The organism is Streptomyces cyaneofuscatus (genome assembly GCF_000718135.1).
GTDB classification, from domain to species: domain Bacteria; phylum Actinomycetota; class Actinomycetes; order Streptomycetales; family Streptomycetaceae; genus Streptomyces; species Streptomyces cyaneofuscatus.
In genome coordinates this window covers 26537-39659 of the sequence record NZ_JOEM01000025.1, presented here as the reverse complement: position 1 = coordinate 39659, position 13123 = coordinate 26537, and the positions used below count along the sequence as shown (strand labels likewise).

At 71.7% G+C, this 13123-nt stretch carries 16 protein-coding genes; 4 read left to right on the top strand and 12 right to left on the bottom strand.

Annotated elements, in window-relative coordinates:
- Positions 1 to 18: 18 nt before the first annotated feature.
- The gene (locus IF17_RS0131375; RefSeq protein WP_030573306.1) at positions 19 to 708 is read right to left on the bottom strand and encodes an SDR family oxidoreductase; all 690 of its coding nucleotides are present in this window, start codon (positions 706 to 708) and stop codon (positions 19 to 21) included.
- 24 nt (positions 709 to 732) lie between these two features.
- A complete protein-coding gene (locus IF17_RS0131370; RefSeq protein ID WP_030573303.1) occupies positions 733 to 1272 on the bottom strand; it encodes an LOG family protein in 540 nt (179 codons plus the stop codon).
- Positions 1273 to 1367: 95 nt separating this feature from the next.
- Between IF17_RS0131370 and IF17_RS0131365 the strand changes: the two genes are divergently transcribed.
- Together IF17_RS0131365 and IF17_RS0131360 are read left to right on the top strand one after the other, a co-directional pair.
- Positions 1368 to 1703 (top strand): DUF427 domain-containing protein, encoded by a 336-nt coding sequence (locus IF17_RS0131365; protein WP_030573300.1) that lies wholly within the window; start codon positions 1368 to 1370, stop codon positions 1701 to 1703.
- Positions 1704 to 1769: 66 nt separating this feature from the next.
- Positions 1770 to 2567 carry an alpha/beta fold hydrolase gene (locus IF17_RS0131360; protein ID WP_030573297.1) on the top strand — a complete coding sequence of 266 codons (798 nt, stop codon included), beginning with the start codon at positions 1770 to 1772 and terminating at the stop codon, positions 2565 to 2567.
- Positions 2568 to 2573: 6 nt separating this feature from the next.
- On the opposite strand, the gene mnmA is transcribed toward IF17_RS0131360, so the two are convergent.
- The gene (mnmA, locus tag IF17_RS0131355; protein WP_030573294.1) at positions 2574 to 3707 is read right to left on the bottom strand and encodes a tRNA 2-thiouridine(34) synthase MnmA; all 1134 of its coding nucleotides are present in this window, start codon (positions 3705 to 3707) and stop codon (positions 2574 to 2576) included.
- Positions 3708 to 3768: 61 nt separating this feature from the next.
- On the opposite strand from mnmA, the gene IF17_RS0131350 reads away from it, so the two are divergent.
- The gene (locus tag IF17_RS0131350; RefSeq protein ID WP_030573292.1) at positions 3769 to 4518 is read left to right on the top strand and encodes an N-acetylmuramoyl-L-alanine amidase; all 750 of its coding nucleotides are present in this window, start codon (positions 3769 to 3771) and stop codon (positions 4516 to 4518) included.
- Between the two features lie 9 nt (positions 4519 to 4527).
- On the opposite strand, the gene IF17_RS0131345 is transcribed toward IF17_RS0131350, so the two are convergent.
- The 3 genes from IF17_RS0131345 to IF17_RS1000000139380 all read right to left on the bottom strand — a co-directional run bounded on the left by IF17_RS0131345 (position 4528) and on the right by IF17_RS1000000139380 (position 6500).
- A complete protein-coding gene (locus IF17_RS0131345) occupies positions 4528 to 5697 on the bottom strand; it encodes a cysteine desulfurase family protein (RefSeq protein WP_030573289.1) in 1170 nt (389 codons plus the stop codon).
- A 152-nt stretch (positions 5698 to 5849) separates the two neighbouring features.
- Positions 5850 to 6260 (bottom strand): DUF4190 domain-containing protein, encoded by a 411-nt coding sequence (locus IF17_RS0131340; protein ID WP_030573287.1) that lies wholly within the window; start codon positions 6258 to 6260, stop codon positions 5850 to 5852.
- A gap of 84 nt (positions 6261 to 6344) precedes the next feature.
- On the bottom strand, positions 6345 to 6500 hold the full coding sequence (locus IF17_RS1000000139380; protein ID WP_030573285.1) for a hypothetical protein: 156 nt from the start codon (positions 6498 to 6500) through the stop codon (positions 6345 to 6347).
- A 122-nt stretch (positions 6501 to 6622) separates the two neighbouring features.
- On the opposite strand from IF17_RS1000000139380, the gene IF17_RS0131330 reads away from it, so the two are divergent.
- Positions 6623 to 7288: a TetR family transcriptional regulator gene (locus IF17_RS0131330; RefSeq protein ID WP_030573282.1), complete on the top strand. Its 666-nt coding sequence runs from the start codon at positions 6623 to 6625 to the stop codon at positions 7286 to 7288.
- A 37-nt stretch (positions 7289 to 7325) separates the two neighbouring features.
- Here the strand turns inward: IF17_RS0131330 and IF17_RS0131325 are convergent, their stop codons facing one another.
- The 6 genes from IF17_RS0131325 to IF17_RS0131300 all read right to left on the bottom strand — a co-directional run bounded on the left by IF17_RS0131325 (position 7326) and on the right by IF17_RS0131300 (position 13088).
- Positions 7326 to 8198: a thioesterase family protein gene (locus IF17_RS0131325; RefSeq protein ID WP_030573278.1), complete on the bottom strand. Its 873-nt coding sequence runs from the start codon at positions 8196 to 8198 to the stop codon at positions 7326 to 7328.
- A gap of 63 nt (positions 8199 to 8261) precedes the next feature.
- Positions 8262 to 8921 (bottom strand): trimeric intracellular cation channel family protein, encoded by a 660-nt coding sequence (locus tag IF17_RS0131320; RefSeq protein WP_030573275.1) that lies wholly within the window; start codon positions 8919 to 8921, stop codon positions 8262 to 8264.
- Between the two features lie 18 nt (positions 8922 to 8939).
- The gene (locus IF17_RS0131315; protein ID WP_030573272.1) at positions 8940 to 10124 is read right to left on the bottom strand and encodes an ABC transporter ATP-binding protein; all 1185 of its coding nucleotides are present in this window, start codon (positions 10122 to 10124) and stop codon (positions 8940 to 8942) included.
- Positions 10121 to 11113: an ABC transporter ATP-binding protein gene (locus tag IF17_RS0131310; RefSeq protein ID WP_018509769.1), complete on the bottom strand. Its 993-nt coding sequence runs from the start codon at positions 11111 to 11113 to the stop codon at positions 10121 to 10123. Before IF17_RS0131310 ends, IF17_RS0131315 begins: the two co-directional genes overlap by 4 nt.
- A 6-nt stretch (positions 11114 to 11119) precedes the next feature.
- Positions 11120 to 12082 (bottom strand): ABC transporter permease, encoded by a 963-nt coding sequence (locus IF17_RS0131305; protein WP_030573269.1) that lies wholly within the window; start codon positions 12080 to 12082, stop codon positions 11120 to 11122.
- A 1-nt stretch (position 12083) separates the two neighbouring features.
- Positions 12084 to 13088 (bottom strand): ABC transporter permease, encoded by a 1005-nt coding sequence (locus IF17_RS0131300; RefSeq protein WP_030573266.1) that lies wholly within the window; start codon positions 13086 to 13088, stop codon positions 12084 to 12086.
- Positions 13089 to 13123: the final 35 nt, after the last annotated feature.

The window sequence follows — 13123 nt, the reverse complement described above, 5'->3', positions numbered from 1 at the left end:
GGGAACGGCTTCCGGGGGTCAGCGGCCGGGGCGGACGGTGAGGTCGTTGACCTCGGCGTCGCGCGGCAGGTCGATCGCCATGAGGATCGTGGTGGCCACCGACTCGGGGTCGATCCAGCGGGCGGCGTCGTACTCCTTGCCCTCCTGCTGGTGCACCTTGGCCTGCATGGGGCTGGCGGTGCGCCCGGGGTAGACGGAGGTGACCCGCACGCCGTTGCCGTGCTCCTCGTGGCGCAGCGCGTCGGCGAGCGCCTTGAGGCCGTGCTTGCTCGCGGCGTACGCGCTCCACCCGGCGTGGGCGTTGAGCCCGGCGCCGGAGTTCACGAACAGGACGTGGCCCTGGGCGGCGCGGAGCTGCGGGATGAGGAGGCGGGTGATCTCGGCGGGGGCGATGAGGTTGGCGTTGAGCTGGAAGTGCCAAGCTTTGGGGGTGAGCTCGCCGACCGTGCCGAGCTCGACGACGCCCGCGATGTGCAGCAGGGTGTCGATCCGCTCGGGCATGGGCTGCTGGCCGAACGCCCAGGAGAGCCGGTCGGGGTTGGAGAGGTCGCCGACGAGGGTCCGCGCGCCCGGGTAGCGGTCGGCGAACTCCTTGGCGCGGCCGGCGTCACGGGCGAGCAGGACGAGGTCGTCGGCGCGCTCCAGGAGGCGGCGGGCGACAGCGGCCCCGATGCCGGAACCGGCGCCGGTGATGAGGTGGGTAGGCATGGGGCGATCCTAGATCCGGCTCTTCTACTGAAGACCGGCGGACTCCTCCAGATACGCCAGCGCGCCGACGCCGTCCTTCGCGAAGAAGACCAGCTCGGTGAGGGGCAGCGGGAGGAACCCCTCGTCCTCCATCCGCTGGAACTGCTGGCGCAGCCCGTCGTAGAAGCCCGCCGTGTTGAGCAGGACGACCGGCTTGGTGTGCTTGCCGTGCTTCTTCAGCTCCAGGATCTCGGTGGCCTCGTCCAGCGTCCCGGTCCCGCCGACCATGATCACGATCGCGTCGGACTTCGCCAGGAGGAGGGCCTTGCGCTCGGCGAGGTCGCGGGCGATCACCATCTCGTCGGCGTTCTCGCGGGCCTTCGCGGCCAGGAAGTCGACCGAGACCCCCACGAGCCGCCCGCCCGCCTCCTGCACCCCGTCCGCGACGACCTTCATCAGGCCACTCTCCGAACCGCCCCAGACCAGGGTGTGCCCGCCTCTGCCGAGCAGCTCGGCGAACTCCCGGGCGGGCACGGTGTAGCGGTCGTCGAGGTCGGCGGCGGAGAGGAAGACGCAGATGTTCATGGAACCACCGTACGACCCGCCTCGGACACTCCCCCGTTGTGGGGAAGGTCCGGCGTTCGGGGAAGTTTCCCGGTCCGTACGCCGCTGAGAGAAGCATGACTTCCACCCGAGGACACCACATCACCGTCGAGCCGGGCACCGTGCACGTCAGGGCGGTGCACGAGGGCCAGGTGCTGGCCGAGAGCCGCCGCCCCCTCATCCTGCGCGAGACGGGCTGCCCGGACCGCTACTACCTGCCGCCGGAGGACGTCCGTACCGAGCTGCTCACCCCGTCGGACACCACCACCCACTGCCCGTTCAAGGGGGACGCCTCCTACTGGTCGCTCCCCGGCGCCGCCGACCTCGTCTGGGCCTACCCGGACCCGAAGCCGGAAGTCGCCGCGATCCAGGACCACTTCTGCTTCTACGAGACGGAGCCGGTGGCCGACTGACCTGCGCCGCGCGGGATTCTTCCGCCGGAGCGATGAGTTTTCCGGTCCGCCCCGGTCTCCCCTCCCATGGACAGGATTCTCTCCGCGGACTCCACGCCGATCGCCTACCGCCGTCAGGGCGAGGGGCCACCGCTGGTGCTGGTGGGCGGGGCACTGAGCACCGCGGCGACCGACGCGCCCCTGGCGGCCCTGCTGGCGCCGCGCTTCACCGTGGTCACGTACGACCGCCGGGGGCGCGGCGCCAGTGGCAGCGGTGCGGACGGCGTGCGCCGGGAGATCGAGGACCTGAGCGCTGTCGTACGTGCGGCGGGCACCGGCGCGTCGGTGTTCGGGATGTCCTCCGGCGGCGCGCTGGCCCTGGAGGCGGCCGCCGCCGGGCTCCCCGTCGGCCTGCTCGCCGTCTACGAACCGCCCTACACCCCCGGCGCCTCCGGCCTCCGTTTCAAGGCCCGCTGCACGGACCGGCTGCACGGGCTGCTGGCGGCCGGGGACCGGGCCGGGGCGGTGGAGCTGTTCCTCACGGCGACGGGCGTCGACCCGGCCACGGTGGCCCGGATGCGGCGCGCGCCCCTGTGGGCAGGCCTGGAGGCGCTGGCGCACACCCTGGCGTACGACGACGCGCTGCTGGGCGACGGGGCGATCCCGGCCGAGCGGTTCACCGCCGTCACCGCCCGCACGCTGGTGGTCTGCGGCGGCTTCAGCTCGGCCAGGGCCCGGGCGTCCACCCGGACCCTGGCCGAGGCCCTGCCGCGCGCCCGGCACCGCACGCTGACGGGCCAGATGCGGGAGGTGGCGCCGCAGGTACTCGCCCCGGTGCTGGCGGACTTCTTCGCCCGGGACGTCTACGTACGCCAGGCGTCGTAGGCCGGCTCAGCCCGCGCTCACTCGCTCGCGCCGCACCGTCGTCGCGATGGTGGCCGAGCCGACGACCCGGCTGCCGTCGTACAGGACGACCGCCTGGCCCGGGGCCACGCCCCGTACCGGCTCGGTGAAGGTGACGTGCAGCTCGGAGCCGTCCACCAGCTCGGCCGTCACCTCGGTCTCGCCGCCGTGGGCGCGGAGCTGGGCGGTGTACGAGCCCGGGCCGGACGGAGGCGTTCCGCACCAGCGGGGCTTGATCGCGGTCAGGGACGTCACGTCCAGAGCTTCGACGGGGCCGACCGTGACCGTGTTGTTCACCGGGGAGATGTCGAGCACGTAGCGCGGCTTGCCGTCGGGGGCGGGGTGGCCGATCTTCAGGCCCTTGCGCTGGCCGATGGTGAAGCCGAACGCGCCGTCGTGGGTGCCCAGCTTCGTACCGGACTCGTCCAGGATGTCGCCCTCGGCCGGGCCGCCGAGGCGGTTCGCCAGGAAGCCCTGGGTGTCACCGTCGGCGATGAAGCAGATGTCGTGGCTGTCGGGCTTCTTGGCGACGGCCAGGCCCCGGCGCTCGGCCTCGGCGCGGATCTCGTCCTTGGTGGTGAGGGTGTCGCCGAGCGGGAACATGGCGTGGGCGAGCTGCTTCTCGTCCAGGACGCCCAGCACATAGCTCTGGTCCTTGGCCATGTCGGAGGCGCGGTGCAGCTCACGGCTGCCGTCCTCGGCGAGCACGACCGCGGCGTAGTGGCCGGTGCAGACGGCGTCGAAGCCGAGGGCGAGGGCCTTGTCCAGCAGCGCGGCGAACTTGATCTTCTCGTTGCATCGCAGGCAGGGGTTGGGCGTGCGCCCGGCCTCGTACTCCGCGACGAAGTCGTCCACGACGTCCTCGCGGAAACGTTCCGCGAGGTCCCAGACGTAGAACGGGATACCGATGACGTCGGCGGCACGGCGCGCGTCCCGGGAGTCCTCGATGGTGCAACAGCCGCGCGCCCCGGTCCGGAAGGACTGGGGGTTCGCGGACAGGGCGAGGTGGACACCGGTCACGTCGTGGCCCGCTTCGGCGGCACGGGCCGCGGCGACGGCGGAGTCCACGCCGCCCGACATCGCGGCGAGGACACGCAGGGGGCGCTGGGAAGTCTGAGTCATAGCCCCTCCAGAGTACGGGGCGCCGGGAACCGAACGCTCGCGGATAAGCGTTGACGATCACATGGGGAACAACGGGAGCACCGGGGCGTCGGGCAAGCCCTCAGGCACGTCGTCACGCAGGGCTTCGCGGAAGAAGCCCTCCGGCGGCGTCAGCCGGCGCGCGCTGCTGATCGGCGGCGGCGGTGTGGTGGCGGCCGGGACCGTCGCCGTGCTCGTGCGCGACGAGGTGAAGCGGGCGTGGTGGCGGGTGCCGGGCGTGGAGAAGCCCCGCAAGCCCGGTGAGCTGGACTACGGGGCCGCCACCTGGGTCGCCGCGTCCGAGGCGAACTGGCGGCGGGCGGACCGCCCGGACGACTTCCGGATCGACCGCGTGATCATCCATGTCACCCAGGGCAGCTTCGACAGCGCGGTACGGGTCTTCCAGGACCCCGCCCACCGGGCCGCGACGCACTACATCGTGGGCCAGGACGGGCGGGTGGTGCAGATGATCCGCGAGCTGGACGTGGCGTACCAGGCGGGCAACCGCTCCTTCAACGAGCGGGCCGTCGGCATCGAGCACGAGGGCTTCGTGGACCGGCCGAAGGACCTCACGAAGGCGATGTACGAGTCGTCGGCGCGGCTCACGGCGTCGATCTGCGCGCGGTACGACATACCCGTCGACCGGGAGCACATCATCGGGCATGTGGAGGTGCCGGGCACCGACCACACGGACCCTGGGCCGCACTGGGACTGGGACCGCTATCTGAAGCTGGTGAAGCGGGCGGCGACGGCACCGCCGACGCCGTCGCCTTCCGCCACACGCGCCGAGTAACAGCCGGTCTCAGCTCAGTCCGGCCGTCCGCGCCCGCTCCACCGCCGGGCCGATCGCCTGGGCCAGCGCCTTCACGTCCTCCTCGGTCGAGGTGTGGCCGAGCGAGAAGCGCAGGGTGCCCCGGGCCAGGTCCGGGTCGGTGCCGGTGGCCAGCAGTACGTGGCTGGGCTGGGCGATCCCGGCGGTGCAGGCGGAGCCGGTGGAGCACTCGATGCCCTGGGCGTCCAGGAGGAGCAGGAGGGAGTCGCCCTCGCAGCCGGGGAAGCTGAAGTGCGCGTTGGCCGGGAGCCGCCCGGCCGGGTCCGGATCGCCGCCGAGGACGGCGTCCGGGACGGCGTGGCGCACAGCGGCCACCAGGTCGTCCCGCAGTCCGCCGACGCGCCGGGCGAAGTGCTCGCGCCTCTCGGCCGCCAGCCGCCCCGCCACCGCGAAGGAAGCGATGGCGGGCACGTCCAGGGTGCCCGAGCGCACGTGCCGCTCCTGGCCGCCGCCGTGCAGAACGGGTACGGGGGTGTGGTCGCGGCCCAGCAGCAGCGCGCCGATGCCGAACGGGCCGCCGATCTTGTGGCCGCTGACCGTCATCGCGGCCAGCCCTGAGGCGGCGAAGCCGACCTCCAGCTGACCGAAGGCCTGCACCGCGTCGGCGTGCATCGGGATCCCGAACTCGGCGGCGACCGAAGCCAGTTCCCGTACCGGCATGATCGTGCCGATCTCGTTGTTGGCCCACATCACGGTGATCATCGCGACGTCGTCGGGGTTGCGGAGGATCGCCTCGCGCAGGTCCTCGGGGTGGACCCGGCCGTAGCGATCGACCGGGAGGTAGTCGACGGTGGCGCCCTCGTGCTCGGCGAGCCAGTCGACGGCGTCCAGGACCGCGTGGTGCTCGACGGGGCCCGCGAGGACCCGGGTGCGGCGGGGGTCGGCGTCGCGCCGGGACCAGTAGAGGCCCTTGACTGCGAGGTTGTCGGCCTCCGTGCCGCCGGAGGTGAACACCACTTCGCTGGGGCGTGCGCCGAGGGCGTCGGCGAGGGCTTCTCTGGACTCCTCGACGGTACGGCGGGCCCTGCGCCCGGCCGCGTGCAGGGAGGACGCGTTGCCGGTGACGGAGAGCTGGGCGGTCATCGCCTCGATCGCTTCGGGAAGCATCGGCGTGGTCGCGGCGTGGTCGAGGTAGGCCATGGTGGGGCCGATTCTACGAGCCCGGGGTGGGGCGCATGGCGGGCGCGTCCCGGTGCGGCGACCGCGCACGGTCGTGCCGGGATGCGCGGACCCGCCCGGAACCCGGTCCGGAGCCCGATCCGGAACGGGGGGAGCGGCTCAGGGCGCCCGCGTCAGGCGCCGAGGTTCCAGGCGACCGCGCCGTTGACGGTGACGAGGACGGCCAGTACGACGAGGTCGGCGACGCCGAGCGCGAGGCCCAGGTAGGCGCGGCCGGGGCGGCGGGTGCGGCGAGCCAGGGAGAGCAGCGCCATCACGATCGCGGTGGGACCCAGCAGCAGGTTGAACGCCAGCAGGCCGATGAGGCCGAGGACGAACGAGGCGACGGCGAGACCGTCCGCCTCCCGGCCGGTGGCCTGGCGCGGAGCGGGGTCGGGGGCCTGGGCGGAAGGCGCCTCGGGGGCCGCCTCGGGGGTCACGCCCTGGTCGGTGGCGTGGTCGGCGCCCTGGCCGGCGCCCTGCTCGGTGGCGTGGTCGGTGGCATGGTCCGTGCGGCGGGTGCGGTCGATGAGGGTGAGGGTCATGGTGCGAGCTCCTTCGGATCGGTCCGGGTGCGGCAGGCTCGGCGGGTGCGGTTGCTGGTGCGCGTACGGCGGGGTGGGCGCGGGTCAGCGGGTGCGGCGCGCGTGGCGCTCACGTGCGGCGAAGATCAGCAGCCAGCAGCCGATCACGGCCCCGGCGGCCAGGGAGACCGGGACCGGGAGCTGCGCGACCGCCCCGAGGGCGATTCCCAGCACAAGCAGCGCGGCGACGAGGACGAGCACGGCGGGACCTCTCTGTACGACGACGAAGACGAAAGCCGTTCGGAGTACGAGTGTTCACTGAATTGCCAGCCTAAACCTCCGGCCCCTTCCTTGACTCGGAGAACGGTTGTTTACTGAATGGCATGAGTCACACCGCCGGAATCCGTCAGAACCAGAAACTGAAGACCCGCCAGGCCCTGCTCGACGCCGCACTCCTGCTGCTGGAGCACCAGAGCCTGAGCAGCCTGGGGCTGCGGGAGGTGACGCGGGCCGCCGGGGTCACCCCCACCGCCTTCTACCGGCACTTCGCGGACACCGCGGCGCTCGGGGTGGCCCTGGTGGAGGAGACCCTGGGCAGCCTGCACGGGCTGATCGCCGCGGTGCTCGCGGAGACGGGCGACAGCCAGGAGCGGGTGGACCGCAGCGTGGAGGTGATAGCGCGGCATGTCGGCGCGCAGCCCGCGCACTTCCGGTTCATCGCGCGCGAGCAGCACGGCGGGGTGGGCCCGGTGCGCGAGGCCATCGCGGCGCAGTTGTTCCGGTTCGCGGAGGAGGTGGCGTGCGCGCTCGGCCAGGAGCCGGGGTCGGCCGGGTGGAGCGAGGAGGACCTGCTGATGCTGGGCGGGTTCTACGTGGACCACATGGTGATGACCGCGTCGGCGCTGCTGGACGCGGGCCCCGAGAACGAGCGGGCCGTGGTCCGGCAGGCCCGGCGGCGGCTGCGGCTGGTCTCCATCGGCCGCGCCCACTGGCTCGACGAGGCGCCCGCCCGGGACGGAGAACTCGACGAGGCGCCCGCCCGGGACTGAGCCGGGGCGGGCGCGGGAGACGTCGTACGCGTACGCCCTACGTGGCGCGCGGGGCCTTCGCCAGCTGGCGGGACTGGGCGACGAGGCGGTCGGCGCTGTCCCAGACCTCGGCGTCCTCCTCCAGGAAGCCGCCCGCGAGGTTGCGGGTGGTGATGGAGACGCGCAGCGGGCCCGGGGCGGGGCGGCAGCGGATGTGGGTGGTGAGCTCGACCGTGGGGGTCCAGCCGGTGAGGCCCAGCTCGAACGAGGTCGGCGGCAGGGCGTCCACGGTGAGCAGCAGCGAGAGCGCGTCGGGGTCGCGGCCGTCCGCGAGGCCGAACCAGCCGCGCATCTCGCCCTTGCCGGACGGGGCGCCGACCGCCCAGCCGACCGTCGCCGGGTCGAGCTTGATGTCGAGGCGGTCGGTGATGGCGGAGCTGCCGGGGATCCTGGGCGCGCCGTCGCTCGGGCCGAGGCAGTGGTCCCGGTCGGGCATGGCGGGCGGCAGGGCGGTGGTGCGTACGTCGTCGGGGAGGGCGTCCAGGTCGCCGTAGGTGGCGAGGACCCGGATGCGCTCGATCTCGCTGCCGTCCTCCGCGTACTGGAAGAGGGAGGCCTGTCCGGTGGAGAGGGTGCGGCCGGTGCGGACGGTCTGGGTCCGGATCACCGCGGGGCCGGGGACGGAGGCGGTGAGGTAGTGCGCGGAGACCGAGAACGGGTCGGAGTGCGGCAGGGCCTCGCCCAGCGCGCGGCCGAGGAGGGCCAGCAGGTAGCCGCCGTTGACGGCGTGGATGATGGTCCAGCCCGCGGAGAGCTCGGCGTCGTAGACGCCCTCCTCGCGCAGGGTGACCGCGGTGTCGCGGTCGAACTCGCTGTCGCCGATGGTTGCCGGAGCGGTCTGTGCCGCCGCCTCTGTCGCTGCCTGTGCCATGGCATGCACGGTACATGGACTGCGTTACTGAGCGGTAGCTTTTCGAGACGCCCAATCCCGGATCTAGGCCTCCTCCGCCCGCGCGGAGGACCGGTTGTACGCGCGGGGCGCCCGCCAGTGGAAGCGCAGCGCCAGCAGGCGGAGGGTGAACGCGGCGATGACCGCCGTACCGCTGGTGAAGGCGTTGAGGGTGTCGAAGCGGATGCACAGCACGACCATGGTCGCGCCGACGATCGCGGGCACCGCGTACAGGTCGCGGTCCCAGCGCAGCAGCGAGGGCACCTCGTTGGCCAGTACGTCCCGCAGCACACCGCCGCCGACCGCGGTGGCCAGCCCGAGCGCCGCGGATGCCGTGAGCCCGAGGCCGTACTCGTACGCCTTGACCGTGCCGGTCACGCAGAACAGGCCGAGCCCCGCCGCGTCGAAGACGTTGACGCCGACCTGGATGCGCTCCACGTGCGGGTGGAGGAAGAAGACCAGGCCGGCGGCGAAGAGCGGGGTGATGAAGTAGCCGAGATCGGTGAAGGCGGCGGGCGGGATCGCGCCGATCATCACGTCACGGAACAGCCCTCCGCCCAGCGCTGTCACCTCGGCGAGGACCGCGATGCCGAAGACATCGAAGTTCTTGCGTACGGCGAGCAGGGCGCCCGAGATCGCGAAGACGAAGATCCCGACGAGGTCGAGCGCATGCTGGACGGAGGGCGTGAACAGTTCGGTGAGCACCGGGCAATTGTGCCGGTCTCAGGCCTTGGGGCTCTCCTCCGCCCGTTCGGCCTCGCCCGCGTCGGCCTGAGCCGGTACGGTCGCCGGCTCCTCCGTCTTCGCGGGAGCATCAGGGACCTCCGCGTCCCCCTCCGAGACCTCCACCGCCTCGGCCGCGACCGCCTCCGTGGCGACCACCGCCTCGATCCCCGTCGCCAGCGTCTGCTTCACCGTCCCGGCCTCGATCTCGGCCGTGAAGTGGCAGGCCACCTTGTGCCCGTCACCGGTGTCGAGCAGCGGCGGGCGCTCGGTCGCGCACTTGGTCTCCTGGACCCACGGGCAGCGGGTGTGGAAGCGGCAGCCGGCCGGCGGGTTGGCCGGGGAGGGCAGGTCGCCGTGGAGCAGGATGCGCTCGCGGCGGTCCTCGACCTCGGGGTCCGGCACCGGGACGGCCGACATCAGCGCCTTGGTGTACGGGTGCCGGGGCCCCGCGTACAGCGCGTCGCTCGGCGCCTCCTCGACCAGGCCGCCCAGGTACATGACCCCGATGACGTCCGAGATGTGCCGGACGACGGCGAGGTCGTGGGCGATGACCAGGTAGGTCAGGCCGAGGGACTCCTGAAGCTCCTCCAGCAGGTTGATGACCTGCGCCTGGACCGAGACGTCCAGCGCGGAGACCGGCTCGTCGCAGATGATCACGTCGGGCTCCAGGACCAGCGCGCGGGCGATGCCGATGCGCTGGCGCTGGCCGCCGGAGAACTCGTGCGGGTAGCGGGACATCGCGTTGGACGGCAGGCCGACCTTGGCGAGGATCTCCTTGATCTTCTCCCGGCGCTCGGCCTGGTCCTTGCCGATGTTGTGGGCGGCCATGCCCTCGGACAGGATCGACTCGATGTTCTGCCGGGGGTTGAGGCTGCCCAGCGGGTCCTGGAAGACCATCTGAAGGCGGCGGCGGAAGGACCGCATCTCCTCCGAGGGCAGCTTCGCGAGGTCGGTGCCGTCGAAGACGACCGCCCCGTCGGTGATGTCGTTCAGCCGCAGCACCGCGCGGCCGAGCGTCGTCTTGCCGCAGCCCGACTCGCCGACCAGGCCGTACGTCTGGCCGGCCTCCACGCTGAGCGAGACACCGTCGACGGCGTAGACATGGCCCACCGTACGGTCGAAGAAGAGGCCCTTCTTGACCGGGAAGTGGACTTTGACGCCGTCCAGTTCGAGCAGACTCATGCCGGGACCTCCGCCTTGGGCAGGACCGGGTTGACGCAGCGGACCTGGTGTCCGGCGGCGCGTGGTTCGGTCAGTTCGGGGGTGCCGGTGAGGCACTCCATCGTGTAGTGGTCGCAACGGGGTGCGAAGGCGCAGCCGTCGGCCCAGGCGATCTTGTCGTTGATGGAGCCGCGGATCGGGTTGAGCGGCTCACCGCGCGGGGCGTCCAGGCGCGGGATGGAGCCGAGCAGCCCGTGCGCGTACGGGTGGGTGGGGTGGGCGAACAGCTCGCGGCGGCCCGCCGATTCCACCGCCCGGCCCGCGTAGAGCACGTTGACCTCGTCGCAGAGTCCGGCCACCACACCGAGGTCGTGGGTGATCATCAGCAGGGCGGTGCCCTCCTGGTCGACCAGCTCCTTGAGCAGCTCCAGGATCTGCGCCTGGATGGTCACGTCGAGCGCCGTGGTCGGCTCGTCGGCGATCAGCAGGCGGGGAGCGCAGGCCACCGCCATGGCGATCAGCGCACGCTGGCGCATACCGCCGGAGAGCTGGTGCGGGTACTCCTTGAGCCGCCGGTCCGGGTCGGGGATGCCGACCCGGTCCAGAAGCGACGCCGCTTCCTTGCGGGCCTTCTCGCCCTTGAGGCCGCGGTGGCGCTGGAGGATCTCGGTGACCTGGATGCCGATGGGGACGACCGGGTTCAGCGAGGAGAGCGGGTCCTGGAAGATCATCGCCAGCTGGCTGCCGCGCATGTCGCGGAGCTTGCGCTCGCTGATGCCCAGCAGGTTCTGGCCGTCGAACTCCGCCCGTCCGCCGATCCGTACACCCTTGCGCGGCAGCAGCCCCATCAGGGCGAGCGAGGTGACGGACTTGCCGCACCCCGACTCGCCCACCAGGCCGACGACCTGGCCCTGGTCGACGTCGAAGGAGACGCCGTCCACGGCCGTGGCGTCCTTGCGTCCGCGCGCGGTGAAGGTGACGCTGAGTTCTTCAACTGAGAGCAGTGCCATAGGACGTCAGCCTCGCAGCTTCGGGTCGAGGGCTTCGCGCATGGACTCGCCGAGCAGGGTGAAGCCGAGCGCCGTGATGATGATCCCGATGGCCGGGTAGGCGGCCATCATCGGCTCGTTGTCGAAGAAGCGCTGTGCCTGCGAGAGCATCACGCCCCACTCGGGAACGGCCGGATCGGGGTTGCCGAGCCCCAGGTAGGACAGGGCCGCCGCCTCGATGATCGCGGTGGCGAGGCTCAGCGTCGCCTGGACGATCACCGGGCTCAGCGAGTTCGGCAGGATCTGGGTCAGCACGATCCGCTTGCGCCGGATGCCGACCGCCTTCGCGGCGAGCACGTAGTCCGCGCCGCCCTGGACCAGCATCGAACCCCGCAGCAGGCGGGCGAAGATGGGGATCTGGACGACACCGACGGCGATCATCACGGTGGTCAGCGACTGTCCGAGCACGGCGGCGATGGAGACCGCCAGCAGCAGGGACGGCAGCGACAGCATGATGTCGGTGAACCGCATGACGACGGTGTCGATGCGCTGGCCGATCTTCCCGCCCAGGGTGGCGGCGGCGCCGGAGAGGATGCCGACCGCCGCACCGATGATCAGGCCGATGAGCATGGAGACCACACCGACGAGGAGGGTCTGCCGGGCCCCGACGAGCCAGCGGGAGAACATGTCGCGGCCCAGGTGGTCCAGGCCGAACCAGTTCTCGCCGCGCATGCCGACGAACTTGCCCTGGTTGGGGAAGACCTCGCTGCGCCAGTTCTGCGCGGTGGGGCCGTGCGGCGCGAGCATCGGGCCGACGATGGCGACGAGGACGAAGGCGGCGATGATCGCCGCTCCGATGATCGCCATCTTGCTGGAGCGCATCCGGCGGAACGCCTCGCGCCACAGGCTGGTGCCGGCGACGGACTCGGAGCTCTGGGTCAGCTCGGCGAGACGGTCGATCTTGTCTGCTTTGTTGGTCAGAAGCGTCACGTCAGTGCACCCGCACTCTCGGGTCGATGATGCTGTACGCGAGGTCGACCAGGAGGTTGATGAGCACGTACACCATCGCGATGAAGAGAATGAACCCGACGAGGACCGGGTAGTCGCGGCCGTCGATCGCGGTACGGATGAACGAGCCGATGCCGCCGAAGTCGAAGACGGACTCGGTGAGCACCGCACCGGAGAGCAGGCTGCCGGTCAGCAGGCCGACGGCGGTGATCACCGGCAGCAGCGCGTTGCGCAGCACATGGCGGCCGCGGACGACGCGCTTGTCCAGGCCCTTGGACTCGGCGGTACGGATGTAGTCCTCGCCGAGCACCTCCAGGACGCTGGCGCGGGTCATCCGGACGATGACGGCGAGCGGGATCGAGGCCAGCGCGACGGCGGGCAGGATCAGGTGCATGATCGCGTCCCAGCTCGCGTCGAACTCACCGGTCAGCAACCCGTCCAGGACCGAGAATCCGGTGACGTCGGTGGCGTTGAGCCCGGTGGTGAGCCGGCCCTGGCTGGGGAACCAGCCCAGCTGGACGGAGAAGATCCCGCGCAGCAGCATGGCCAGGAAGAAGACCGGGATGCAGATGCCGAGCAGCGATCCGGAGACGGACGCGACGTCCAGCCAGCCGCCGCGGTGCTTGGCCGCGAGGTAGCCCATCGGGATGCCCACGACCACGGCGATCAGGATGGCGGCGACGCTGAGTTCCACGGTGGCCGGGAAGCGCAGGGCGAATTCGTCCCACACCGGCTGTCCGGTCTGGGTGGAGGTTCCGAGGTCGAGCTCGAAGATGCGCTTCAGGAAGCGCCAGTACTGGACGTGCACCGGCTCGTCGAGCCCGAGTGCACGGTTGATTCTCGCCACTTCGGCTTCGGTGGCCCGCTCGCCCAGGATCGCTGAGGCGGGTCCGCCGGGCAGTCGGTTCAGCCAGAGGAACAGCAGGACCGACAGGCCGAGCAGGGTGGGAATGAGCTGGAGAAGTCTTCTTACGACGAGTCGCAGCACCCCGCATGCCCCTTTCTCACGTGCGTCGATGCGGG

What these genes read in the sequence shown, in the direction of transcription:
- IF17_RS0131370 (WP_030573303.1), bottom strand. Translation starts at nt 1,272, where the DNA reads ATGAACATCTGCGTCTTCCTCTCCGCCGCCGACCTCGACGACCGCTAC.
- IF17_RS0131345 (WP_030573289.1), bottom strand. Translation starts at nt 5,697, where the DNA reads ATGGCCTACCTCGACCACGCCGCGACCACGCCGATGCTTCCCGAAGCG.
- IF17_RS0131330 (WP_030573282.1), top strand. Translation starts at nt 6,623, where the DNA reads ATGAGTCACACCGCCGGAATCCGTCAGAACCAGAAACTGAAGACCCGC.
- IF17_RS0131315 (WP_030573272.1), bottom strand. Translation starts at nt 10,124, where the DNA reads ATGAGTCTGCTCGAACTGGACGGCGTCAAAGTCCACTTCCCGGTCAAG.
- IF17_RS0131360 (WP_030573297.1), top strand. Translation starts at nt 1,770, where the DNA reads ATGGACAGGATTCTCTCCGCGGACTCCACGCCGATCGCCTACCGCCGT.
- IF17_RS0131325 (WP_030573278.1), bottom strand. Translation starts at nt 8,198, where the DNA reads ATGGCACAGGCAGCGACAGAGGCGGCGGCACAGACCGCTCCGGCAACC.
- IF17_RS0131350 (WP_030573292.1), top strand. Translation starts at nt 3,769, where the DNA reads ATGGGGAACAACGGGAGCACCGGGGCGTCGGGCAAGCCCTCAGGCACG.
- IF17_RS0131375 (WP_030573306.1), bottom strand. Translation starts at nt 708, where the DNA reads ATGCCTACCCACCTCATCACCGGCGCCGGTTCCGGCATCGGGGCCGCT.
- IF17_RS0131365 (WP_030573300.1), top strand. Translation starts at nt 1,368, where the DNA reads ATGACTTCCACCCGAGGACACCACATCACCGTCGAGCCGGGCACCGTG.
- IF17_RS0131340 (WP_030573287.1), bottom strand. Translation starts at nt 6,260, where the DNA reads ATGACCCTCACCCTCATCGACCGCACCCGCCGCACGGACCATGCCACC.
- mnmA (WP_030573294.1), bottom strand. Translation starts at nt 3,707, where the DNA reads ATGACTCAGACTTCCCAGCGCCCCCTGCGTGTCCTCGCCGCGATGTCG.
- IF17_RS0131310 (WP_018509769.1), bottom strand. Translation starts at nt 11,113, where the DNA reads ATGGCACTGCTCTCAGTTGAAGAACTCAGCGTCACCTTCACCGCGCGC.